The organism is Parafrankia irregularis (assembly GCF_001536285.1).
GTDB lineage: Bacteria > Actinomycetota > Actinomycetes > Frankiales > Frankiaceae > Parafrankia > Parafrankia irregularis.
In genome coordinates this window covers 14,838-37,696 of record NZ_FAOZ01000004.1, presented here as the reverse complement: position 1 = coordinate 37,696, position 22,859 = coordinate 14,838, and the positions used below count along the sequence as shown (strand labels likewise).

Sequence of the window (22,859 nt, the reverse complement as noted above, 5' to 3'; positions counted from 1 at the left end):
CTTCGCCCCACGACGAAGCATGTTCGCGGTAGGGTTCGGGTCGTGAACCTCGATCAGCAGGTTGACCAAGCATGCGCCGACCCGGACATCGCCCGCGCGGCGGCGCTGATCGCCGACCCGTCCCGGGCCCGCATCCTCAAGGCACTGTGCGACGGGCGGGCGATTCCGGCCACCATCCTGGCGGCGGAGGCCAGGGTGAGTCCCGCGACGGCCAGCGCGCACCTGGCGAAGCTGGTGGACGCCTGCCTGGTGACGGTGCGCCGTGAAGGGCGCAACAGGTACTACGAACTGGCCAGCACCGACGTCGCCGCCGCCCTCGAGGCGCTCGCGGTCATCTCGCCACCACTGCCGGTCACATCATTGCGCCAGAGCAAACATGTCGACGGCCTGCGCCGGTCGCGCACCTGTTATGACCATGTCGCCGGCATGCTCGGCGTCGGTCTGATGCGTGCGTTGCTGGACGCCCAGCTACTCACCGGGCACAACGGAGTCCACCCCTCGACGAAGGCCGGCCGCGACCGGCCGGCGTCGTACGGTCGAGACGTCCGTTACGAGGTGACCGCGCGGGGCCGGTCCGAGCTGCGGCAGTTCGGGGTGGACCTCGACGGTCTTCCTCCCCGCCGCCCGGTCACTCGCTACTGCGTCGACTGGAGCGAACGGCGCCAGCACCATCTGGCCGGCGCGCTTGGTGCCGCGTTGACCCATCGGCTGTTCGACCTGGGCTGGGTACGTCCCGGCCGCAGTCCGCGGGTGATCCAGGTGACGCCGTCCGGCGTCGACGGCCTCGAGCGGACCTTCGCCATGGACGTCTCCTCGTGGCGGGAGCAGATCGCCGGGCCGCCGCCGCTGGCGGCGGCGGCCCGGTGAAAGCCGGCCCTCAGATCCAGAGCTTCGCCTCAAGGTAGACCTGGTCGGCGGCAGCGACCGTCAACGCTCGGCCCGGCTCTCTGAGCACGCCCCGTACGGCCTCTGTCGAGGCCGCTCCGGCGTTGGCTGGCCCGCCCGGCTGGCCGGTGTCAGGGTCGGTCGGTCGGGGCGCTGTGCGCCGCGCCGGGGAGTCGTCGTTCGGCTGCAGGTCAGACATCGGAGCTCCGATCAGTTCTCACGACTTCGGTACGTCGAATCCGCTGTGTCGAGGCGAGGCCTGCCATGGGCATCGCCGGCAGGCCCGGACCGGTGAACCGCGCCGATGCGCTGGCCACGGGTACTCCGGGTACGCATCCGGCCGCTCGTGCTCACCGAACGGGTCTGGCGACTCCGTGGGCTACGGCGGCGGGGACCGGACGGACCCGGCGCAGTCCGTCATCGGCTCGCGTGCAGCGCCCGCTCGATGCGGTCGAGCGCCTCATCCAGCACCGGCAGCGAGTTCGCGAACGACAGCCGTACGTGTCCTTCGCCGCCGGGGCCGAACGCCGACCCCGGCGTCACCGCGACCTGCGCCCGCTCCAGCAGCCATGTGGTGAAGGCCGCCGAGTCCCCGAGACCGACGCCGGTGATGTCGGGGAAGACGTACAACGCGCCTTCCGGTGCGGCGCAGCCGACCCCGGGCAGCTGGCTGAGCCTCGAGACCAGGAGGTCTCGCCGGGCGGTGTACTCCGCCACCATGGTCTCGACCGGCCCCGGCGAGCCGGTCAGGGCGGCGACCCCACCCCGCTGGACGAAGGAACCGGCGCACCCGACAGTGTGCTGCTGCGCCTTGAGAAGTTCCCCGATGACCTCGGTCGGCCCGGCGACGTAACCGAGCCGCCAACCAGTCATCGCGTGTGCCTTCGAGAAGCCGTTCACCGTCAGGGTGCGGACGGCACCGCCGGGCAGCGCCGCCGGGCTGACGTGTCTGCGGTCGACGTACCTGATCTTCTCGTAGATCTCGTCCGAGACCACGAACAGGTCGTTGTCGACGGCGAAGGACACCAGTGCCGACAGCTCGTCGTGGTCGAGCACTCGACCGGTCGGGTTGTTGGGCGTGTTGACCAGCACAGCCTTCGTCCGCGGAGTCAGCGCACGGTCAAGTGCCGCTCTGGTCAGTCGGAAGCCGCTGTGCGAGTCCAGTTCGACGAATGACGGGCGCGCCCCGAGCATGCCGGCCATCGCCGCGTAACTGACCCAGCTGGGAGTCGGGACGACGACCTCGTCGCCCGGGTCGAGCACGGCCAGCAACGAGACGAACAGCGCGTGCTTCGCCGACGGCGTGACGACGATGTCAGTGGCCGGATCGACGAGCACGTCGTTGTCCTTGGCCAGTTTCTCGCTGACGGCCTCAAGTAGCTCAGGCAGTCCTCGGCTCGGTGTGTAGTGGGTGAGTCCGCCGCGGATCGCGGCCACCGCCTCGTCGCTGATGTGGCGTGGGGTGTCGAAGTCAGGCTCACCACCACCCAGGTCCACGACGTCGTGGCCCTGCGAGCGCAGGGTCCGAACCAGGTCGAGGACGGCGTAGGTCGCTGATCTGGGAACCGAACGCAGGCGATTGGATGGCGTCGGCACTGGTGGCCTCCGGTGCTGAGGTCGAGCGGACGAGGACGGGCAGGGCTGATGCGCAGGACCGGTGGTGGCGGCGGCGGTGACCGCCGTGGCGCGGCGCTCAGTCGGCCACCCGCCCCGGCACGCCGTCCAGCCACTTGTCCCGGTGCCGGTCCCTCGCGGCGACGTCGCGAAACGCGTAGGTCTTGAGGAGCCAGCGGCTACGCACCTGATCCGGGTCGACCACGTCGATCTTCTCCCGGCTGTGCAGACCGTCCTGGTTGGAGAACACGAGCAGGTCCCGTTCGATGATCCGGTGACGCACCCGCGTCGCACGCGACACCGCGTCCTTCATCTCGAGCAGGGCGTCCTTGGCATACAGCGGCGCTCCGGGTGCGACCGTGGTGCGCGTGTCGAGGTACCGGAAAGCGTGGTGGTTCTCCAGGATCGGATGCCGTTCCGACCCGGTGAGGTTCGCGTTCTTACTACGCGAGTAGACGTCGAACGGGGTGAAGAAGTTCGGCTCCCGAAGGCGCTGCCGCGTCTGGTCGTCCAGGTGTTCCAGCAGGTTGCGGCCGTCGATGAAGCCGGTGTACACGAGGTCCTCGGCCGGGCACCTCATCCCGAGCAGCGAAACATAGTCAGCACGGACCTCGTGGGCCGTGCGGTCATTGTGGAAGAACAGCTCACTGTCGCTGTACCCAGTGAGCATTCCGGCGAACCGGTCGATCGCGACGACGTCCGAGAAGAAGTCACCCTGGTTGCGGGCGTACGCCAGCAGCGGTGTACCGGTCAGCTGCGCGAAGAGCTCCAACAGCGCTTCACCGATGAACGTCTTCTTCAATTCGTGCTTCCGGGCGGACGGGTCCTCGTTGCCGAGCTCCGGGATCTCCGCGTCCACCGGACAGTTGCGGAGCACGTGGATGTCCGCGACCCCCGCGGTCCGCTCTCGGTGGACTCGCCGGCAGGCTTCGACGAAGAAGCGGGGCACGTCACCGCGTTCGACCAGGCCAGCGACTGCCAGGCGGAAGGCCGGGTAGTCCCGGTAGGGATTCCGGTCGACGCCGTCGAGCCGATCGTGCAGCATTCGGGCCTCGTCGTCGGTGAAGACAACCAGCGGCTCCATGAGCATTACCTCCGGGTTAGTCGAATCCCGACGCGAGTGTCGCCGCCACCAAAGAGCTTCGTCATCGACCGATGGAGGAAATTGATCCAGTCACCCTTCCACCCGGGAGGATGACATCAACCAAATATGGAAGGCCGGCTCACCGGCCCTTTCAAGCCGCCCGGGCGCCGGTGGCGGGAGGTTGCGAACACATCTCGATCCGGGTTCAATCAGCGAGCCGACTCCGGCCTGCCGACAGGAGACCCTGGTGGGGAAGACGCTGACCCAGAAGATCTGGGAAGAACACCTGGTCCGCCGCGATTCCACCGGTGAAGACCTTCTTTATGTCGATCTTCACATGCTCCATGAGGTGAACACACCGCAGGCGTTCGACAGCCTCCGGGCCGCCGGTCGCACGGTGCGACGGCCGGAACTCACCGTAGCCACGGAAGACCACAACACACCAACGGTGTCGACCAGTCGGGCCATCCAGCGTCCCGACGCCCTGGAGCAGTCTTCATTGCTGCGGAGCAATTGTGCGGAGTTCGGTGTCCGCCTACACCGGCTTGGCGAGCCAACTCAGGGAATCGTGCACGTCATCGGCCCGGAACTGGGCCTGACCAGGCCCGGGATGACGATCGTGTGCTGCGACTCCCACACCACCACCCAGGGTGCGTTCGGCACGCTCGCGCTCGGAATCGGCACCAAGCAGGTCGAGCACGTCCTCGCGACGCAGACCCTGTCGATCCGCCGTCCGGGCGACATGGCCGTGACGGTTTCCGGCCGGCTACCCGACGGGACCACGGCCAAGGACCTGGTGCTGGCGCTGATCGCCCAGATCGGGACAGCCGGCGGCCAGGGACACCTGATCGAGTACCGCGGCGAGGCGATCAGCCGGATGTCGATGGAAGGCCGGATGACGCTGTGCAACATGTCTGTCGAGGCCGGCTCCCGGGCCGGCGTGGTCGCGCCGGACGAGACCACCTTTGACTATCTTCGGCACCGGCCGGGAATGCCGACCGGCGCGGACTGGGCCGCTGAGCTCGCCTACTGGCGGACGCTGGTCTCCGATGACGACGCCACGTTCGACCGCGAGGTCGACATCGATGCCGCGGCGTTGACTCCCTACGTGTCCTGGGGCACCAATCCGGCGCAGAGCGTCTCGCTCGACGGCCGGGTCCCGGCGCCGACCGCGTTCACCGACCCGGCCGAACGGACGGCCGCCGAACGTGCGCTGGCATACATGGACCTGCGACCAGGTCAGCTGATGCGTGACCTCGCGGTCGACACGGTTTTCGTCGGTTCCTGCACCAACAGCCGGATCGAGGACCTCCGTGCGGCCGCGGCCGTACTGCAGGGCCGCAAGGTCGCCGACAGCATCCAGATGATCATTGTTCCGGGCTCGGCGGCGGTCCGTCGGCAGGCCTGCGCCGAAGGGCTCGACGCGGTGTTCACGGCGGCGGGCGCGGACTTCCGGCAGGCCGCCGGCTGTTCGATGTGCGCGGCGCTGAACGAGGACCGTCTGCGGCCAGGGCAGCGTGCCGCCTCCACCAGCAATCGCAACTTCGAGGGCCGGCAGGGACGCGGCTCGCGTACCCATCTGGTCTCGCCCGCGGTGGCGGCGGCGACCGCGGTCGCCGGTACCCTCGCCGCACCCACCGACCTGTGACGGAGGTTCACGTGCAGGCGCTCACCGTCCACACCGGTACCGCGATGCCACTGCGCCGGAGTGACGTCGACACCGACCAGATCATCCCGGTGCGTTTCCTCAATCGTTCGTCGCGCACAGGTCATGCGGACTCGCTGTTCGCCGACTGGCGCCAGGACCCGAAGTTCGTGTTCAACCGACCGGAACACCACGGCGCCACCGTTCTGGTCGCCGGCCGGGACTTCGGCACCGGATCCTCGCGGGAGTACGCCGTCTGGGCACTGCAGAACTACGGGTTCCGAGTCGTGCTCGCGCCGCGTTTCGGCGATATCTTCCGCGAGAACGCCCTGCTGAACGGGCTGGTCGCGATTGTGCTGCCCGCCGTCGTGATCGAACAGCTGTGGACGGTCGTGACCGCCGCGCCGGCGGCCGCGTTGACCGTCGACCTGCTGCGGCAGCAGGTGGGATGGGCCGGGCATCGGTGCCGTTTCGAGATCGACCCACGGATGCGGGCCAGGATCCTCGCCGGAACCGATGCGATCGACGACACGATGCTCCACGCCGATCTGATCACCAGCTACGAAGCGGGTCGCCGCCGCCTGCTGCCGACAACCCGCTGAGTTGGCGGGCACCGGCCATGAAGATCTCGCAGTGCGCGGCTCTGGTAGCGGCATCGGACAGCGGCAGCTTCACAATGGCCGCACGCCGTCTCGGCATCAGCCAGTCGGCCGTCAGCCACGCGATCGCGGCCATGGAGGCCGATCTCGGCTGCGCATTGCTCGAACGGGGGCGAGGCGGGGCACGCCTGACCGATGCCGGGCGAGCTGTGATCGACCATGCCCGGGCCGTCGTCACCCAGGCCGAGCAGATCCGCCGGGCGGCACGGCTGGCCAGGGACGGAACGGACGGGACCATTCGCTTCGCCACCAGCCAGAGCTTCACCAGCGGCTTCCTGCCCCTTGTGATCGACGTCCTCCGCGTCGAGGCCCCCCGGCTGCGGGTGGAGCTGAGTGAGGGCACCGACCAACAGATCGCTCGCTGGCTTCGTCAGCGCACGGTGGACGTCGGTGTGGTGACGATGCCGAAAACCGACCTGAGCACAGTTCCACTGTGGCGCGACGAGTTCCAGCTGCTCGTGCCGACGTCCCACCAGCTGGCCGCACTCGACGCGGTCGATACCCGCGCGGTCGCCGAGCACCCGCTGTTGCTCCCGGTGGGTGCGGTCGAGCCCTCCGTGCGTGCGGCGTTGCGGCTGGTCGGGCTGGAACCGACGGTCAGCTACCGGATGAACGATCTGAACGGACTGCTGGCGATGGTCGCCGCCGGTCTCGGCATCGCGATCCTGCCGGCGCGGGCCGTGTCGTCGCTACCCGCCGGGGTGAGCGGTGTGTCGCTCACCCCGGCGGTCTACCGGGAGGTCGCGCTGGGCGTTCCCACCGGCGGGCGTCAGTCGCGGTCGACCCTCACCTTCGTCGACGTCGTCCATCGGGTCGTCCGGCAGCTGGAGCGCCCTCCGTCGCCGCCGTCTCCTCCGCGCCAGCCGGGCGGGTCGGAGCGGCCCGCACTCCCAGGACGGTGCAGCCAGCGTCCGTCATCACCCGATGCACGCTGCCAGGCGCTTTGACGACGACGTCGCCCACGCCGTACCGGCTGCCGTCGTCCTCGATAAGCTCGCCGGCGAGGACGAACATCAGCTCGTGCCCGAGGTGCTCGTGCAGGTCGCCGTGCGCGCCGGGGGCGAGGCGGGTGAGGAAGGCCGCTACGCCGGAGGACGGCGGGGACGGCGGGGACGCCGCTGACGAGGTCGACGGGGGCTCGGGGAACAACGCGAAGACCTCAGCACCTTTCCGGTCCGGCTGGAGCCAGGTCTGCCAGTCGAGTCCCGCCAGATTCGCCTCGGACAGCAGGTCCCGGAAGACCACGGTGCCGGGCACGGACTCCGAAACGCGGCTGAGCTCCGATGTGGTCATGAGATCTGGTCGTTCACGAGCTCTGGTGTGGTCACGGTGTGGTCGCTCCTGTCGTGCTCGATGGGTCGGGACCCGGCCCAACGCCGATGGCCGAGCCGGGCAGCGCGGTGCGGTGCGGTGCGGTGCAGCGCTCGGGCAGGCCAGCTGGCGGTCAACGGAGCGCGACGGCGGGCACGGTCCGCGCCGAACGTCTCTGCGTCGGGGCCTGCACCGCCATACCCGCCAGGGCGTCGCGGGCGATCGCGTCGGCGTCCCGAGTGAACTCGTTCCAGTTGCCGGGGCGGCCGCTGCCGACCAGAGTGAACCAACGCGTGTGCTCGGCGGGGATGCCGAGCACATACAGGCCGCGATCCGGCCGGCCACGGCGGTCGACCGGGTGGTAGGGCGACTGGGTGACGGCGACGCCGCCGGTCCGGAAGGCGTCGGGACCAGCTCCGTTGGTGAACTCGGTCCAGACTCCCCGACGTACCAGGTTGCGGGTGAGAATCGACCGGTCACGGTTGATGTCGGTGGTCGGAGTCCGCGCGTCGATGAGGGTCTCGACGGCCACGATCGAATCGGCCACTGCCGGTGAGGACAGGGTGAAGCAGCCGCGCCACTCGTCCGTGCCGACCTGGAGGTCCGGACCGACCACCCGTAGCAGGCCGGCCTCTCGTAGCGCCTGCGCCTGCCGCAACCGCGACCTCGGTGGGCCGGCTGCGAGCAGCGCGCTGCGCGGCGCGAACCAGGACAGGAATCCGTCGCGGTGCGAGTCCGGGGTGAGGCCACCGAAGTCCACGATCTCCCGGACGACCCAGCGGGTGTCGCGCAGTACGTCCAGCGCAGCCTTGATCGGGTCGGCGTAGTTGCCCCGCTCGGCGCGCTCCAGGTCGCGGAGCAGGTACTCGGTCAGCGCCCGATCGAATTCGTCGGGGTGGTCGAAGGTCGCGCCGACGAACGGCCGGCACAGCCGTTCGAAGTCGAGTGGCGGCATCGGCTCCCGCAGCAGCGGCCGCGCGAGCTCGCTCACCGGCGGGACGGCGGTCGCCGCGATCCGGCCGGCCGCAGCGGTCAGGAACGCCGCCGCCTCGGCGTCCCCCTGCTCACGCAGAGCGGTCTGGTAGTAGACGAGCTCGATCTCGGCGATGATCCAGGGAAGCATGTGACGGGTGAAGTCCAGGGTGCCGAAGTCGTGGCCTCTCGTGACGTTGGACGTGGTGAAAACGGTCGGGGTGAAGGCGAGTTCGGATGATTTCTGGTTACGCCCTCGAGCCGGCAGCGGCATGCCGCTGCGTGAACCGCCGTACAACCGGGGCTCGCGTCCGCTGGGCAGGTAGACCAGGCGCCCGTCACCGTCCTCGCGGAAGCGGCCACCCCGACCGAGGGTGAACGCCAGCATGAGGTCGTAGAAGGTGAGGCCGAGCCCCATCACCCCGACCGCCGAACCGGCCGGCACGGTATCCAGCGGGAGATCGGCCGGCGAATCGCCGGGAAAATACCGTAGGTTTGGCCGCGTCGCGGCGAACCTTTCATAGACCCGGTGGCGACCGGTCTGTTCGAGTTGCGAATGACCGGTGGTAAGGACGACCCGGTCGACCAGCAACGCATTTCCGCCGGAAAGATCGAGCCGATACCCTTCTGTCGTCGGCTCGATGTCCTCCACCATGGCGGGGACGCGGTGCGTCACCACGTGCCGGGGTAGCGCCCGCTCGACGGTGTCCAGCACGAACCGCAGGTAGCGGGCGTGTACCCGCCGTGGCGCGTATCCGTCCGGCCCGACGTAGTCCTCGGCGTTGTCGCGCCACCACTGCGCGAGCGACGGCCCTGCCCCAGGCCGCGGCGGCCCTTCGTCCGGCGGGCCGGAGAACATCGTCACCTCCCGGCACACGGTGTTCATCAGAAACCACTGCGGCTGGTCGGTACGCCAGACTCGGCCGCAGCCGACCTCGACGCCGTCGATCAGATAAAGATGGACGCCTCGATCGACCGGCGAGGCGAGCAGCCGGCTCGCCAACCGCTCCAGCACGCTCATCCCGCGGGGACCACTACCGACAACCGCTATCCGATAGTCCGGCGCCCGGTCGGTACTGCCGGGCTCCGTCGGACCAGCGAGGCCGGGCAGGCGCCCGCTCTGCGCCCCGGCTGGTCGAGCCCCGCCGTCGGATACGGCGCCGGCGGACCCCTCGAAGACCGTGGTGGAATCGGAATCCAGGTCGGTGGCCTGCCGTCCGCTGTGGCGCCACGCGTCTCGTCCCATATCTTCGCCTCGACTTTCGTGTCGTTCCGGCACGACGAGGCTAGTTCGGCCGGGACCGGCCAGACAACAGCATTTTACTCATCTTTCCATCGAGATCCCTCATGGCTGCAAGGCGCGATTTTTCGTCGCCCGACTGCTATCGTCCGATGTCGAATGAATGTGAATACCGGGGTTCACCGGCCATCCAGCCCGGCCTCGTCGGCCGGATAGTCGGCAACGCCAACGACACCCACGGCACGAAACAGGAGATCCTCATGACGGGTACCGCCGCACTCCTGGTCATGGATATGATCAACGATGTCATTCATCCGGCCGGGCAGTACGCCCACCACGGGTACGCCGCGCAGGTGGAGCAGCGTGGGGTCCTCGACCGGACCGTCGAGGCGATAGAGCGGTCCCGTGCGGCCGAGCTGCCCGTGATCTACGTCGTGGTGGGTTTCTCGGCCGACTACTCAGAATGGCCGGAAAGGTCACCGGTGTTCGCCGAGGCACGGCCGGCGGAAAAACTACGGCTGGGGACGTGGGCGACCGAGATCCATGACCGGCTGCCGCGAGCCGCTGGCGAACCGGTCATCGTCAAGCACCGAATCAGTCCGTTCTACGGTACCGAGCTGGCGTTGCGGCTTCGTACCTGGGGAGTGGACAAGCTCATGCTCAGTGGAGTGTCGACCGACCTGGTGGTGCTGTCGACCGCCCGCGAGGCTCACGACCGCGACTTCGATGTCGAGGTACTCGCGGACGCGACCGCCAGCCTGAGCCAGGAGCTTCACGAGGCCGCGCTCGCCCTGATCGCGCGTACCGCGACCGTCACCACTGTCGACCAGGCGTTCGCCGGACAGCCCGGGCCAGCGCCCAGGAGCCTCCGAAGCCGAACAGGAAGCTCTGCCCCGCCACCAACACCTTGATCACAGCCCAGCCGGCTCAGTCTCCCAGCCGGCGCAGGCGGGCGGTCGCTTCGCGCAGGACGTCCTCCCGTTTGCAGAAGGTGAAACGGACCTGGCTGCGACCCGCGTCGGGGTCGTCGTAGAAGACCGAGTTGGGGATGGCCACGACGCCACAGCGTTCGGGAAGCGCACGGCAGAAGGCATAGGCGTCCTTCTCGCCGAAAGGCGTGATGTCGGTGGTGATGAAGTACGTGCCCTGAGGCTGGTAGACCTCGAACCCGGCCGCGCGCAGACCGTCACCGAGCAGGTCACGCTTACGGCCGAGATCGGTGCGGAAATGTTCGAAATACGAGTCGGGCAGCCGTAGCGCTTCGGCGACCGCATACTGGAAAGGCCCCGCGCTGACATACGTCAGGTACTGCTTCGCCGTCCGCACGGCGGAGACGAGCGGGCCGTCCGCCGTGACCCAGCCGACCTTCCATCCGGTGAAGGAGAAGGTCTTCCCGGCCGAGCCGATGGTGACCGTGCGGTCCCGCATTCCGGGCAGGGCCGCGATGGGATGGTGCGTGCCCTCATAGACGAGGTGCTCGTACACCTCGTCGGTGACGACGAGCAGGTCATGCTCGACGGCGAGGGCGGCGATGGCGCTCTGTTCGCCGGCGGTGAGCACCATCCCGGTCGGGTTGTGCGGGGTGTTGAGGAGAAGGAGACGGGTCCGCGGGGTGATCCTGGCGCGCAGCTCGTCCAGATCCGGGCGGAAGGACGGTGCTCGCAGGGTGAGCGGAACCCGCTTCGCGCCGGCCATCGCGATGCAGGCGGCGTAGGAGTCGTAGAAGGGCTCGAAGGCGATGACCTCGTCGTCCGGCTCCAGTAGCGCCAGCATGGCGGCGGCGATGGCCTCGGTGGCGCCGGCGGTGACCAGGACCTCGGTGTCGGGGTCGAGGGAGAGGCTGTAGAAGCGCCGCTGGTGATCGGAGATCGCGGCGCGCAGCTCCGGGATGCCCGGGCCCGGCGGGTACTGGTTGCCCTTCCCCTCTCGCAGCGCGCGGACGGCGGCCTCGCGGATCTCCTCGGGCCCGTCGGTGTCGGGGAAGCCCTGGCCCAGGTTGATCGCGCCGGTCGCCGTCGCCAGTGCCGACATCTCCGCGAAGATCGTCGTCCCGAGTCCGTCCAGCCGGCGGTTCAGCAGGGGCCTGGCGTTCGGCGGCGGGCTGGGTTTCAGCGGTGGCCTGGCGTTCATGTCTTCACCGTTCTCAGGACGAGGCCCTCGTGCAAGCCCACTCGCTGGGCCTGGCGCACCGCGGAAGTCATCTCCTGCCCGCCGCCGGGTTCGATCGTCTCCGGGGCTGCGGCGCACGCAGGCGGCGCCGCCGCGGACCGCTGCACCTGGAGCAACATCCACCTAAAATCTCTATACCTATAGGTCACGGGTGTGGATGGGCGGGCGTCGGATGGCTAGCGCGGCTCTACCAGGGCCAACAACCACGGGTACCGGTCCGGGTGAAACCGGCGGGACCAGTGGCGGCGACGGGTCCGGCGTGGGCTCGGGCCCGGCCGATGACCGGGCCCGTGACCGGGCCGGCGGCCGACCCACGGGACGGGTCCACGGCATGCTCCTCTGGATCCTGACGTCGATCGCCTCGCTGGCCGCGATCGCGGGAGCCGTTGGGGCCGGTGAGTCACTCGGCGACACCGCCATGGACCTGCTGCCCGGCGTGGCGCTGTTGTTCAGCCTGGCGCACGGTTCGTGTTCGGCCGGTTGGCGGGGCATCGGCGCCTTCTTCGGGATCAGCTACGTCGTCGCGTTCGCGCTGGAAGCGAGCAGCGTGGCCAGCGGGTTCCCGTTCGGCTTCTACGAGCACAACACCGGCGGGCCGCGCCTGCTGGACATTCCGCTGGTCGTCCCGCTCGCCTATTTCGGCTACGGCTGGATCGCCTGGGTGCTGGCCGCCGGAATAGTCCGTGCCACACCGACCCGGCCGACCGGTGCCGAACGTTTCACAACGCCGCTCGTCGCGGCCGTGGTGCTCACCGGCTGGGACTTCACCTTCGACGCGGTGTTCGCCACGGTCAACTCCCAGTACGACTACCGCCATCCCGGTGGGTTCTACGGGGTGCCGATCTCGAACTTCCTCGGTTGGCTTCTCACCGGCTGGATCATCTTCCAGCTCTTCGCCCTCGTCGAATCCAGAGTTTCCCGCGACCGGCCGGCGAGCACCCAGGCAGCCCGAATCCTCCCGAGCGTGGTGTGGGCACTGCCCGTCCTGCCGCTGCTCGGGTTCTACCTCTCACCGCCGCCGGGCGAGGTCACCGTGGGCGACCGGACCTTCGTAGTCGGCGACATCTACGGCACGGCCTTTGTGACGGGCCTGATGACCCTGGGCTTCGTGGCTGTCCTGGCCCTGGCCAGGACAGCGCGCCGCTGACAGCCGAAAAGAGTCTCTCCGGAGTGTGTCAACTGAACCGTCGAGGCGAGGCCACATGACCGCGCAGGCGAGCCGAGCGGCGGTGTTCGCCCGGCTGCACGACACCGGTGTCTTCGTCGTGGCCAACGCCTCGGATCCGGGCTCGGCCCGGCGGGCTCGCCGGCTGTTCCATCGAGGACGCCACCGGGGTGGCCGACGCGCCGGTTCTGGACCTCGCCGAGGCTGTCGACCGGGTAGCCGCCGCGGCCGAGGCCGCACGCGCGCTGCCGTTTGACTTCGTGCTCACCGCCAGGTCGGAGAACTTCCTCTACGGACGTCCCGACCTCGCCGACCCGAGCGCAGGTCAGATGGTCGGCGCGATGGGCGACTGGGTGCTGTCCCGGGCACCCGCGGGACGCCGGGCCTACCAGGCCCGCAGGAGGCGGGCCGGGTCATAGCTCGGCAGGCCCGGTACCTGGCTGGTCGTCCGGGTGACGGCGATCGGGGGCGCGGTGTCGCCACCGGGAACGCCGACCCGGTCCCGCAACAGGTGGTCGAGGTCGGCCTGGCCGAACGGCTCGCTGTCCCGCCACTTGATCGAGCCGACGAAGGTCACCTCGTTCGCCGCTCCGTGCGGCCGCACACCGACCAGATCCACCTCGGGAGTCTGGCTGCGCGGCCACCAGCCGCCCACGGAGTCGGCGGCGCCAAGCACAGGATCATCGATGGCGAGTCGGGTGAGTGCCTGGCGGACCAGCGGCTCGACGGCCCGGCCGCGGTAGGCCGCCCAGCCGCCGGCCACCCTGGCCTGCGCCAGGTCCGGCCGGCCGCGCTGGATGTCGACCACCGCGCTTTCCAGGAAACGCAGCCAGAACCGGAGGTAGGGATCGGCAACGCGGTAGCGGGATGCCGTCCCGGCCCGAGCCGCCAACGGGCGGTCGACCGCGATCACCTTCTTGCCGGCCAACAGGTCCAGCGAGCGGGTGAGTGGTGTCGACGCCACGCCGGCCCGGGACGCGATCGCGGAGAAGGCACGCTCCCCGGCACCGATGGCCCGCAGCACGCCACTCGCCTGCAGATCACGGGGGAACTCCGCGTCGAGGATCCGCTGCCCGGTGACGAGGAGCTCGGAGTTGTCATCCGAAAGCTGTTCGGTGAGAAAGGCGGAGAGGTCACCGAGTCGTCGCCATTCCAGCAGCAGCCGGGGATAGCCGCCGGTGATGAGCTGAGCGTCGAACGCCTCCGCGGCGCGGGTGCGGTCGCCGTCGAGCTCGAGCATCCGGGCGGTGTCGCCGACGGAGAACGGTTCCACGACCATTTCCCGCGCCCGCCCGAACAGCGGCCGGTCGTGGCCGGTGAGCATCTCCATCACGGCCAGGTCGCTGCCGATGACGACGAACAGGACGGGGCGGGCCTCGAAAAGCCTGTCCCACAGCTTCTGCAGTGTGCCGTCGATTCCCGGGTCACGTTCCAGCAGCCATGGAAACTCGTCGACCACGACGATGGACGGCCCGTCCGCGGGGAGGGCCGCGTGAACGGCGCGCAGCGCCTGCTCCCAGCTGGTGAACCCGCCCGCCGTCAGCCCGTCGGCACCGGGCAGCGTGCAGTCCAGACGTGCGTCCTCGACGAACCCGTCGAGATCGCGCTGGAGGGTGGCCTGACGCGAACCGGTCGCGAACAGCTGCGGAAGACCGGACCGGCGGACGAACTCACCGATCAGCCTGGACTTGCCGGCCTGCCGGCGCCCTCGCACGCTGACCAGCCGGCCGCGGCCACCGCGCACCGCCTCGAGGTGGGCACCCAGCCGCGCCAGCTCCTCGCCACGCCCCACGAAGTCCTCGCGCACACGACGAGACTAACATCGATGTTACCGACACTGATGTTACCGACACCGATGTTAGTAACGCCGGCGTTGGCGAGGGCCACGGTGGCCGCGCGGCGACGACTCCTCGAGTCGCGGCTCCGGCCGGGCGCCGCCGCGACTGGCATTGCCCGCAGGCAGGAGCGGAGGATCGCGGTCGTCCGGACGACCAGAATCCTTCGTTCCTCGACCTGCCGCATCGATCTACCACTGTTGCCGCCGCTGCCGCCGGACAAGATCTGAGGCTTGCGGTCGCCGGAACAACCAACATCCTCAGGTCCTGCTCGGTAGCAGCGGCAAGATCCGAGAGGCGCGGGCGCCGCGGTCCGGCTGGTTCGCCGGGTGCGGCATACGATCCACCGAATGTAGGCGCTGTGCGCCGCCAGCAGCACCATCGGTCCGGTGGGGCGGCTGCCGGCAGCCCACGGTGATCGTAGGTGCGGGGAGGTGGCGTTTCGGTGACGGTGACGGAGGCCGGTGGGCCTGGCGGCGCGGCACCGAACGGCGCCTGGCCGGGCGGGGCCGTACCGGACACACCCGGCGTTCCGAACGGGGCGGTCTCCGGCCCCGGGCAGCAGGTCAGCGGGGTTGTCGGGCGGGTGATGGGAACCGAGCAGGCCACACCGCTGCTGTTCCACGTCGCGCTGGCCGAGGGGAACTACCTGCAGCTCGACGATGTGGTCGTCACGGTGCGCCAGGTGCCGGGCGTCGGGCCGGTGATGACGGCCGGGGTGGTCACCCAGGTGGAGGCGCGACACGAGGGCGCGTCGTTCGACTCGGACGTCTTCCTCATCGCCGACGGGGTGCTGCCCGCGCAGGTGCAGGAGATCGCCGAGGTCACCACCACCCGGGTCGAGCCGGAGATCTTCGTGCCGCCGCGGCCCGGTGAGCTGGTCCGGCGGGCGACCGGTGACGAGCGGGCGACGGCGCTGTACTTCGACCAGATGGACCGCAGGATCCCGGTCGGGCTCGGCCGGGACGGCACCCCGATCTACGTCAACCTGGAGTTCCTCAACGGCACCCGCGGCGCGCACGTGTCGATCAGCGGCATTTCCGGGGTCGCGACGAAGACCAGCTTCGCGCTGTTCCTGCTCTACTCCGTGTTCCGCAGCGGCGTGCTCGGCCGGGAGGCGGTGAACGCCAAGGCGCTGATCTTCTCGGTGAAGGGCGAGGACCTGCTGTTCCTGGACCACCCCAACAGCCGCATCGACGAGAACGTCCGTGCCGTCTACGCACAGCTGGGGCTGCCGGCCGAGCCGTTCGCGTCCGCCGGTTTCTTCGCCCCACCGCTGCCCGGTGACACCGGTGGCCGGCCGCATGTCACCGCCCGGACGTCCGGTGTGCAGGCGTTCTGGTGGACGCTGCGCGAGTTCTGCGCCGACGAGCTGCTGCCGTACGTGTTCGCCGACGCGGAGGACGACCGCAACCAGTACACGATCGTCGTGCACCAGGTGACGAACCGGCTGCGGCTCGACGCGCGGCCCTTCGGCGCGGACGGTGCGATCACGGTCGAGGGCCGGACCCTGCGGACGTACGACGACCTCGTCGACTTCGTCATCGACCGGGTCAACGACGACGCCACCCGGGCGGTGTGGGCGGGGCCGGCGACGGGCACCGGCACGGTCAACGCGTTCGTGCGCCGGCTGCGCTCGTCGCTGCGGGCGCTGCGCGGGCTGATCAGGGCCGATCTGCCCGACAGCCCAGGCCGCCGGGTGAGCACCACCGGCCAGCAGGTCACGGTCGTGGACCTGCACAACCTGCCGGAGAGGGCGCAACGGTTCGTGGTCGGAGTGGTTCTCGCCGACGAGACCCGGCGCAAGGAGGAGGCCGGCCCGGGCGGGCTGCTGTTCACCATGCTCGACGAGCTGAACAAGTACGCCCCACGCGAGGGCGCCAGCCCGATCAAGGACGTCCTGCTCGACATCGCCGAGCGCGGCCGGTCGCTGGGCATCATCCTGATCGGCGCGCAGCAGACCGCGAGCGAGGTGGAGCGGCGCATCATCGCCAACAGCTCCATCAAGATCGTCGGCCGGCTGGACACGGCCGAGGCCGGCCGGCCCGAGTACGGTTTCCTGCCGCCGGCGCAGCGTTCCCGGGCCACCCTGGCCAAGCCGGGCACGATGTTCGTCTCGCAGCCCGAGATCCCCGTCCCGCTCGCGGTCTCGTTCCCGTTCCCCGCCTGGGCGACCCGGCCGTCGGAGACCGACGGCACCGGGCCGGCAGCGCCAGCCACAACGAGCGGCCCAGGAGGGACGCACGGCGCCGCGGGTGCGAATGGTTCCGCGGAACCGGGCGGCTCCGCGGGGCCGGGCACGCCGGCCCGTCCGGACCCGTGGAACCTGCTGCCCGACCCCGACGACCCCCTGCCGTTCTGACCCGTCCGGTCACGCCCGCCGAGAAGGACCGCCGCCATGAGGTTCCTGCACACATCCGACTGGCATATCGGGAAGTCGCTCAAGGGCCGCAGCCGGCTCGACGACCATGAGGCGGTCCTGCGCGAGATCGTCGGGATCGCCCGCGCCCACGAGGTCGACGCCGTGCTGGTCGCCGGTGACGTCTACGAGTCGGCCGCGCCGTCGGCCGAGGCACAGAAACTCGCGATCCAGGCGCTGCTCGGGCTGCGTGGCACCGGCGCCGAGGTGATCGTCATCGCGGGTAACCACGACCATGCCGGGTCCTTCGAGGCGTACCGCCCACTGATGGCGGCGGCGGGGATCACCTTCGTCGGCACCCCGCGCCGGGCGGACAAGGGCGGGGTGATCTCCTTTGTGGCCCGCGGCAGCGGCGAGCCGGTGCGGGTGGCCGTGCTGCCGTTCCTGTCCCAGCGATACGCCGTCCGGGCCGTCGAGCTGGTGACGCAGACCCCGGCCGAGCAGACGGGCCGCTACGACCAGGCGGTGCGGGACCTGCTGGCCAGCCTCGCCGCGGGCTTCGCCGACGACGCCGTCAACGTGGTGCTCGCGCACCTGACCGTGGTCGGCGGGAGGTTCGGTGGCGGCGAACGGCTCGCGCAGTCGATCTTCGACTACTTCGTGCCGGCGACCGCGTTCCCCGCCGACGCGCACTATGTGGCCCTCGGGCACCTGCACCGCCGGCAGACGCTGCCGGCGCCCTGCCCCGTCGAGTACTGCGGGTCACCGCTCGCCCTCGACTTCGGCGAGGAGGAGAACACCCCCGTGGTGCGGGTCGTCGAGGCGGCACCGGGGATCCCCGCCCGCGGGATCGACGTCCCGATCGCGGCCGGGCGCCGGCTGCGAACGGTGCGCGGCACGGTCGCGGAGCTCGGCGACCAGGCCGCCGAGTACGGCGACGCGCTGCTGCGGGTGCTGGTGCGCGAGCCGGCCCGGGCCGGGCTGCGTGACCAGGTGCAGGAGCTGCTGCCGAACGCGCTCGAGGTCCGCATCGACCCGGAGTTCGCGCGGCCGGTGGACGGGGACCGGCCCAGCCGCCCGTCCAACGGCGGGCAGCGCGGGCCGGCCGAGCTGTTCGGTGAGTACCTCAGCACCCAGGGTGTCGCGGACGAGCGGGTCGAGGCGCTGTTCGCCGCCCTGCACGACGAGATCGTCGGAGGGCAGGGCTGATGCGTCCCGTGCTGCTGGAGATCGCCGGGTTCGGTTCGTTCCGCGACCCGGCGGCGGTGGATTTCACCGAGGTCGACTACTTCGTGCTGGTCGGGCCGACCGGGTCGGGGAAGTCCACGGTCATCGACGCGATGACGTTCGCGCTGTACGGCTCGGTGCCACGGTGGAACGACCGCCGACTGGTGTCGCTGGCCCTCGCCCCGACGGCGGTGCGCGGCACCGTCCGGCTGGTCTTCGACGCCGCCGGTGCCCGGTATGTGGTGGCCCGAGAGCTGCGCAGGTCCGCCAGCGGCTCCGTCACCGTCCGCGGCGCGCGGCTGGAGAAGCTCGTCGACCCGGGCGGGCTCGGCGCGGCCGGCGAGGCGACCGAGGTCGTCGCGGCCGACTCCGAGGTGACCGGGGCCGTGGAGGCACTGCTCGGGCTCGGCTTCGAGCACTTCTGCTCCTGTGTGGTCCTCCCGCAGGGCGACTTCGCCGAGTTCCTGCACGCCAGACCGGCCGACCGGCAGCGGATCCTGACCAGGCTGCTCGGCCTCGGCGTCTACGACGAGGTCCGGACGGCGGCCGCCGGCCGCGCCGGTGACCGCCGGCAGCGGGCCGCGGTGCTCGACGAGCAGCTCGCCGGCTACCAGGACGCCACCGAGGACGCCGAGCTCGCCGCCGGCAGCCGGGTGGACGCGCTGACTGCCCTCACCGGCGAGGTGGACCGGGCCCGAGCCGAGCTCGCCACCCACGCGAGCGCCGCCGCCGAGGCCACCGCCGAGCTGGGCCGGGTCGAACGTGAGCGCGACCTGCTCGCGGCGATCCGGGCTCCGGGGGACGTCGTCGAGCTGACGGCCCGGCTGGCGCGGGCCACCGCGGCGGCCGACGACGCGGCCAAGGCCCGGCAGGAGGCCGAGCGGGCCGACACCGCCGCCCGCGCCGCGGTCGCCGCCGCGCCCGACCGCGCTCCCCTGGAGCAGGCCCGCCGCCACCACGACGGCCTGGCGACCGCCCTCACCGATCTCCCCCGGGCCCGGGCCACGCACGTCGCCGCGCGGGACGAGCTGACCCGGGTGGCCCAGGCCGTTGCCGGCGCCCGAAGCGCCCGTGAGGCCGCCGCCTCGGCGCGGGACGCCGCGGAGCGGACCTCCCAGGCACTGGCTGACGAGGTCGCCCGGCTGCGAGCCGAACATGAGCTGCTCGCCGCCGTGCGCACCCCGGAGGGCGTGGTCGAGCTGGCCGGGAAGCTGCGTGCCGCCCGGCATGACGCCGACCGCGCCGCCCAGCGCCGCCACGACGCCGAACGGGCCGACGACGACGCCCGCACCGCGCTCGCCGCCACCCCCGACCGCACCATGCTGCAACGCGCCCGCGCCGACCACGACGATCTCACCCGCCAGCTCGTCGCCCGCGCCGAAGCCGAATCCGTCCACACCGCGGCCCGCGCCGCCCGGGACACCGCGGCCGCCGCCGTCGAGACCGCTCGACAGCTCCGCGGCGAGGCCGCGCGGGCACTGGAACACGCGCGAACCGCTGATCTCGCGGGTGCGCTGCGCCCGCACCTCGTCGCGGGCGAACCGTGCCCGGTGTGCGAGCAGACCGTCGTCACCCTGCCCACGGCCGGCAACCGGCAGCCGGCCGGCCCCGAGCCCACGGGCGACGGCCGGCCGGGGGCGCCCGCGGCCCTCGTGATGGCGCAGGCGGCGCTGGATGACGCCACCTCGGCCCTCGACCTCGCGAACAAGCGCGCGACCGAGGCCGACCGCACCGAGCTCTCCGCCGGCCTGCGGGCACACCAGCTGGGCGAACGCGTCAACGACCTGCAGGCTGCCCTCGCCGACGCCCCGGACTCCGCCGGCGTCGACGCGGGACTCGCCGAGATCGCCCACCGCGAGCAGGAGGTAGCCCGGACCGGGCAGGAGCTTGCCGCGGCGCGCCGCGTGGCGGACCAGGCCGGTCAGGTGGTGGCACAGCTCGCCGCGGCGGAGACACAGGCTCGCGCCGCACTGACAGCCGCCCGCGACCCGCTGGTCGTGCTCGGTGCTCCGGTCCTCACCGACGAGCCCGCGGATACCGGGCCCGGTGCCGGTCCCGGTGCCGGCACCGGTGGCAACGGCGATGGCGGAGGCGGAGGCGGAGGCGGATCGGACCTGGCCGGAAGCTGGGCGTGGCTGGTCGCCTGGGCCGAGGAGCAGGCAACCGGGCGGGAAGCGCGGCTGACCGCCGCCACCGTCGAGGAGAGCGCGGCCCGCGCCGCCCGCGACGACGCCCGGCGTGCATACGACCACGCCGATGCGGCCGCCGGGCAGGCGGAAGCCGACCAGCTCGCGGCGGTTGGTGCCGAGCGTGACGCGGCGGTCGGCCTGGCATCCACCGAACGCCTGGTCGCCGAGCTGCGTGCCGCGCTCGCCGGTGCCCCTCCCGCCGACGAGGTGACGGCGGCACTCGCCGAGCTCGACCAGCTCGACCGGGCGGTCACGGAAGCGGACCAGGGCCTGCGCGCCACCCGGGCGGATGCCGATGCCGCCGAGGCCGGCCTGCGCGCCGCGCAGCAGGCCCGCGGCGACGCCCAGACCGTGCTCGCCCGCGCCAGGGACACCGTCGTCGCGCTCGGCGCGCCCACGGTCGACAGCCAGGATCTGCTCGCCGGCTGGACGACGCTCACCAGCTGGACGGCAGCCGAGTCGTCGGCGCGCGAGCGCGAGCTGCCCGGCCTGCGCGCACAGGTCAGCCGGGCCGAGCAGGCCGGGCAGGCGGTGACGCGAGCGCTGACCGAGGTCCTCGTCGCGCACGGCATCCCACTACCGAGGCAGGACAACCCGCCGCCGCAGCCACAGCGGCAGCCACGCGGCGGGATCGTCTCCGACGCCGTGCCACGGCCCAGGCCAGGCGGGCGGTCCGTAGGAGATGCCGCGGCCCAGGCGACGTCGTCCGCGTTGGAACAGGCGAAAGCCGAGCTTCGTCGGGTCACCGAGCGACGTGCCAAGGCCGCCGCGCTGAGTGCCGACCTGGCCCGCGCGCGGGAGGAGGAGCAGGTCGCACACCAGCTCGATCTTCTGCTGCGCTCGAACCGGTTCCAGCGGTGGCTGGTCGCCGCGGCGCTGGACACGTTGGTCTCCGACGCGTCGGTCACCCTCGCCGAGCTGTCCGGCGGCCAGTTCGAGCTGACCCACGAACAGGGCGAGTTCCTCGTCGTCGACCACGCCGACGCCGACTCGCGCCGCCTGGTACGGACCCTGTCGGGCGGGGAGACGTTCCAGGCGAGCCTCGCGCTCGCCCTGGCCCTGTCGGCGCAGCTGACGACGATGGCGGCGGCCGGCGCCGCGCAGCTCGACTCGATCTTCCTCGACGAGGGCTTCGGCACCCTCGACGACTCCACCCTGGACGTCGTCGCGACCGCGCTGGAGAACCTCGCCAGCGGCGGGACCAGCGCCGGCCGCGGCCGGATGGTCGGCATCGTCACCCACGTCGGCGCTCTCGCCGAACGGGTGCCGGTACGCTTCGCCGTCACCCGTGACCAGCGCACCTCCACCATCCGGAGGGAGTCCACGTGAGCGACGACAGCCATCGGCGGACCACCGCCGCCACGACCGCGTCCGCGGTGCCGGCCCCGCGGGCCGGCGTGGGCGGGATGCGGTTCAGTGTCGACGCCTGGGACCCGAGCTACGGCACCTCCGTCGCCGACGACGGCCTGAAGGAGTCGAAGACGCCGGCCAACGCGGGCGTGGAGGTGCCGGTGCCCGCCTGGCGACCGGTCCCCACTCCGGCGGCCCGTGGTCTCGCTGTGACGCCGCCGTCCGCGGTGCTGTTCGTCGACGGTGTGCGCCGCGTCGAGGCCCGGGCCTGGATCCACGAGACCGAGCCGGCCGGCACCCCCGCGGACGGCGCCCCCACGGACGGCGCCCCCGCGGACGGCGTCGCCGCGGCCAACATCGCCGCACCGGCCATCTGCGCCTCCTACGCGGGCGGTGTCGTCTGCTGCTGCGGCGCCGGTGCCCACCTGCTGGCCGCGCATGTGCGCCGCGGCCTCTTCACGTCGGCTCGCCAGGCCGGTGACGTCAGGACCGCCGAGGGCACCTACCACCTGCATCAGACGGACGGCGCCGGCCCGGACGACCTGAACCTCGCCCTCCAGCGGGAACTGCGCGGACTGGAGATGACCACCGCCCTGGGCGCCCACCGCGACCTGCGGGCCCACCACCCGTTCCCGGCCACCGAAGCCCACGGGGCCGACGGAGCTTTCACGGACGCGCTGCTGGTCGTCGACGGCCCCCTGCATGCCGGCGCGCTCCCCCGCACGCTGGGCTTCGTCAAGACCCATCACTCGTCCTACCTGGAAGGCCCGCCGCTGGCCGTCGTCGGGCGGCTGGGGCCGGGGGAACGCACCCCGGTGTTCACGGTGGGACGCAGCTGGGACCGCCCAAGCTGGTACCTGCGCCTGCCCTGCCGCCCCGGCGCTCCCTGGGCGGGCATCGTGCGGGTCGAGTGCGGCTCCGGCACGTCCGTCGACCACGCCGTCGAGCTCGCCGACCTGAGCCAGGCCACGCTGCCCCGGTTCGCGTCCCAGGAGTTCAAGGACGCCCGCGCCCCGCAGAACCTCTACCCCATCGCCGGCCTGGAGCGAACGCTGCGCCGCCGCCTCGGCGACGCGCAGCTGCTGTACCGCTCGCTGCGCCGCGGCGCCACCGCCTGACCCACCCCGTCGCGATATCAGCGAGGTCACCAGGAGT

Annotated in this window: 17 protein-coding genes and 1 pseudogene; 11 read left to right on the top strand and 7 right to left on the bottom strand. The window is 71.3% G+C overall.

Translation table 11 applies throughout. The features are described 5' to 3' along the window. Positions 1 to 42 precede the first annotated feature (42 nt). Positions 43 to 867 carry an ArsR/SmtB family transcription factor gene (locus AWX74_RS07235; RefSeq protein ID WP_091273039.1) on the top strand — a complete coding sequence of 275 codons (825 nt, stop codon included), beginning with the start codon at positions 43 to 45 and terminating at the stop codon, positions 865 to 867. 10 nt (positions 868 to 877) lie between these two features. On the opposite strand, the gene AWX74_RS07230 is transcribed toward AWX74_RS07235, so the two are convergent. From AWX74_RS07230 to AWX74_RS07220, 3 genes are all read right to left on the bottom strand, one after another. Then, a complete protein-coding gene (locus tag AWX74_RS07230; RefSeq protein ID WP_091273037.1) occupies positions 878 to 1,084 on the bottom strand; it encodes a hypothetical protein in 207 nt (68 codons plus the stop codon). 218 nt (positions 1,085 to 1,302) lie between these two features. After that, positions 1,303 to 2,481 (bottom strand): pyridoxal phosphate-dependent aminotransferase, encoded by a 1,179-nt coding sequence (locus AWX74_RS07225; RefSeq protein ID WP_091273035.1) that lies wholly within the window; start codon positions 2,479 to 2,481, stop codon positions 1,303 to 1,305. 97 nt (positions 2,482 to 2,578) lie between these two features. Beyond that, on the bottom strand, positions 2,579 to 3,583 hold the full coding sequence (locus AWX74_RS07220; protein ID WP_091273034.1) for a TauD/TfdA family dioxygenase: 1,005 nt from the start codon (positions 3,581 to 3,583) through the stop codon (positions 2,579 to 2,581). Between the two features lie 247 nt (positions 3,584 to 3,830). Between AWX74_RS07220 and leuC the strand changes: the two genes are divergently transcribed. The 3 genes from leuC to AWX74_RS07205 are packed head-to-tail and all read left to right on the top strand — an operon-like array spanning position 3,831 to position 6,834. Next, positions 3,831 to 5,231 (top strand): 3-isopropylmalate dehydratase large subunit, encoded by a 1,401-nt coding sequence (gene leuC / locus AWX74_RS07215; RefSeq protein WP_091273033.1) that lies wholly within the window; start codon positions 3,831 to 3,833, stop codon positions 5,229 to 5,231. A gap of 11 nt (positions 5,232 to 5,242) precedes the next feature. Then, positions 5,243 to 5,830: a 3-isopropylmalate dehydratase small subunit gene (gene leuD / locus AWX74_RS07210; protein WP_091273030.1), complete on the top strand. Its 588-nt coding sequence runs from the start codon at positions 5,243 to 5,245 to the stop codon at positions 5,828 to 5,830. A gap of 17 nt (positions 5,831 to 5,847) precedes the next feature. Next, complete coding sequence (locus tag AWX74_RS07205; protein WP_091273028.1) at positions 5,848 to 6,834, top strand: LysR family transcriptional regulator; 987 nt, start codon at positions 5,848 to 5,850, stop codon at positions 6,832 to 6,834. A 7-nt stretch (positions 6,835 to 6,841) separates the two neighbouring features. Here AWX74_RS07205 and AWX74_RS42425 read toward each other — a convergent pair. Next, a pseudogene (locus tag AWX74_RS42425) lies at positions 6,842 to 7,180 on the bottom strand (hypothetical protein); the annotation flags it as partial. A gap of 151 nt (positions 7,181 to 7,331) precedes the next feature. After that, positions 7,332 to 9,416 carry an FAD/NAD(P)-binding protein gene (locus AWX74_RS07195; protein ID WP_091273024.1) on the bottom strand — a complete coding sequence of 695 codons (2,085 nt, stop codon included), beginning with the start codon at positions 9,414 to 9,416 and terminating at the stop codon, positions 7,332 to 7,334. A gap of 254 nt (positions 9,417 to 9,670) precedes the next feature. On the opposite strand from AWX74_RS07195, the gene AWX74_RS07190 reads away from it, so the two are divergent. Further along, entirely contained in the window at positions 9,671 to 10,321 is a 651-nt protein-coding gene (locus tag AWX74_RS07190) for a cysteine hydrolase family protein (protein WP_165615507.1), read from the top strand. 16 nt (positions 10,322 to 10,337) lie between these two features. Here the strand turns inward: AWX74_RS07190 and AWX74_RS07185 are convergent, their stop codons facing one another. Further along, positions 10,338 to 11,540, bottom strand: a complete 1,203-nt coding sequence (locus tag AWX74_RS07185) for a pyridoxal phosphate-dependent aminotransferase (RefSeq protein WP_091273019.1) — start codon at positions 11,538 to 11,540, stop codon at positions 10,338 to 10,340. Between the two features lie 370 nt (positions 11,541 to 11,910). On the opposite strand from AWX74_RS07185, the gene AWX74_RS07180 reads away from it, so the two are divergent. Next, entirely contained in the window at positions 11,911 to 12,726 is an 816-nt protein-coding gene (locus AWX74_RS07180; protein ID WP_226931149.1) for a carotenoid biosynthesis protein, read from the top strand. 107 nt (positions 12,727 to 12,833) lie between these two features. Beyond that, positions 12,834 to 13,163, top strand: a complete 330-nt coding sequence (locus AWX74_RS42820; protein WP_091273015.1) for an isocitrate lyase/phosphoenolpyruvate mutase family protein — start codon at positions 12,834 to 12,836, stop codon at positions 13,161 to 13,163. On the opposite strand, the gene AWX74_RS07170 is transcribed toward AWX74_RS42820, so the two are convergent. Continuing rightward, positions 13,130 to 14,551, bottom strand: a complete 1,422-nt coding sequence (locus AWX74_RS07170) for an ATP-binding protein (RefSeq protein WP_242666116.1) — start codon at positions 14,549 to 14,551, stop codon at positions 13,130 to 13,132. The genes AWX74_RS42820 and AWX74_RS07170 overlap by 34 nt on opposite strands. 473 nt (positions 14,552 to 15,024) lie before the next feature. Between AWX74_RS07170 and AWX74_RS07165 the strand changes: the two genes are divergently transcribed. Genes AWX74_RS07165 through AWX74_RS07150 form a run of 4 tightly spaced genes read left to right on the top strand, consistent with a single transcriptional unit; the run spans position 15,025 to position 22,822 of the window. Beyond that, entirely contained in the window at positions 15,025 to 16,941 is a 1,917-nt protein-coding gene (locus AWX74_RS07165) for an ATP-binding protein (RefSeq protein ID WP_091273013.1), read from the top strand. A gap of 36 nt (positions 16,942 to 16,977) precedes the next feature. After that, positions 16,978 to 18,147: an exonuclease SbcCD subunit D gene (locus AWX74_RS07160; protein ID WP_091273010.1), complete on the top strand. Its 1,170-nt coding sequence runs from the start codon at positions 16,978 to 16,980 to the stop codon at positions 18,145 to 18,147. Further along, positions 18,147 to 21,683: an AAA family ATPase gene (locus AWX74_RS41985; protein ID WP_091273008.1), complete on the top strand. Its 3,537-nt coding sequence runs from the start codon at positions 18,147 to 18,149 to the stop codon at positions 21,681 to 21,683. The genes AWX74_RS07160 and AWX74_RS41985 overlap by 1 nt, the downstream gene beginning before the upstream one ends. Next, positions 21,680 to 22,822: a hypothetical protein gene (locus AWX74_RS07150; RefSeq protein WP_091273006.1), complete on the top strand. Its 1,143-nt coding sequence runs from the start codon at positions 21,680 to 21,682 to the stop codon at positions 22,820 to 22,822. The genes AWX74_RS41985 and AWX74_RS07150 overlap by 4 nt, the downstream gene beginning before the upstream one ends. Positions 22,823 to 22,859 lie beyond the last annotated feature (37 nt).

Coding starts and splice junctions, on each gene's coding strand:
- AWX74_RS07230 (WP_091273037.1), bottom strand. CDS start 1,084: ATGTCTGACCTGCAGCCGAACGACGACTCCCCGGCGCGGCGCACAGCG.
- AWX74_RS07220 (WP_091273034.1), bottom strand. CDS start 3,583: ATGGAGCCGCTGGTTGTCTTCACCGACGACGAGGCCCGAATGCTGCAC.
- AWX74_RS07205 (WP_091273028.1), top strand. CDS start 5,848: ATGAAGATCTCGCAGTGCGCGGCTCTGGTAGCGGCATCGGACAGCGGC.
- AWX74_RS07195 (WP_091273024.1), bottom strand. CDS start 9,416: ATGGGACGAGACGCGTGGCGCCACAGCGGACGGCAGGCCACCGACCTG.
- AWX74_RS07190 (WP_165615507.1), top strand. CDS start 9,671: ATGACGGGTACCGCCGCACTCCTGGTCATGGATATGATCAACGATGTC.
- AWX74_RS07185 (WP_091273019.1), bottom strand. CDS start 11,540: ATGAACGCCAGGCCACCGCTGAAACCCAGCCCGCCGCCGAACGCCAGG.
- AWX74_RS07180 (WP_226931149.1), top strand. CDS start 11,911: ATGCTCCTCTGGATCCTGACGTCGATCGCCTCGCTGGCCGCGATCGCG.
- AWX74_RS07160 (WP_091273010.1), top strand. CDS start 16,978: ATGAGGTTCCTGCACACATCCGACTGGCATATCGGGAAGTCGCTCAAG.
- AWX74_RS41985 (WP_091273008.1), top strand. CDS start 18,147: ATGCGTCCCGTGCTGCTGGAGATCGCCGGGTTCGGTTCGTTCCGCGAC.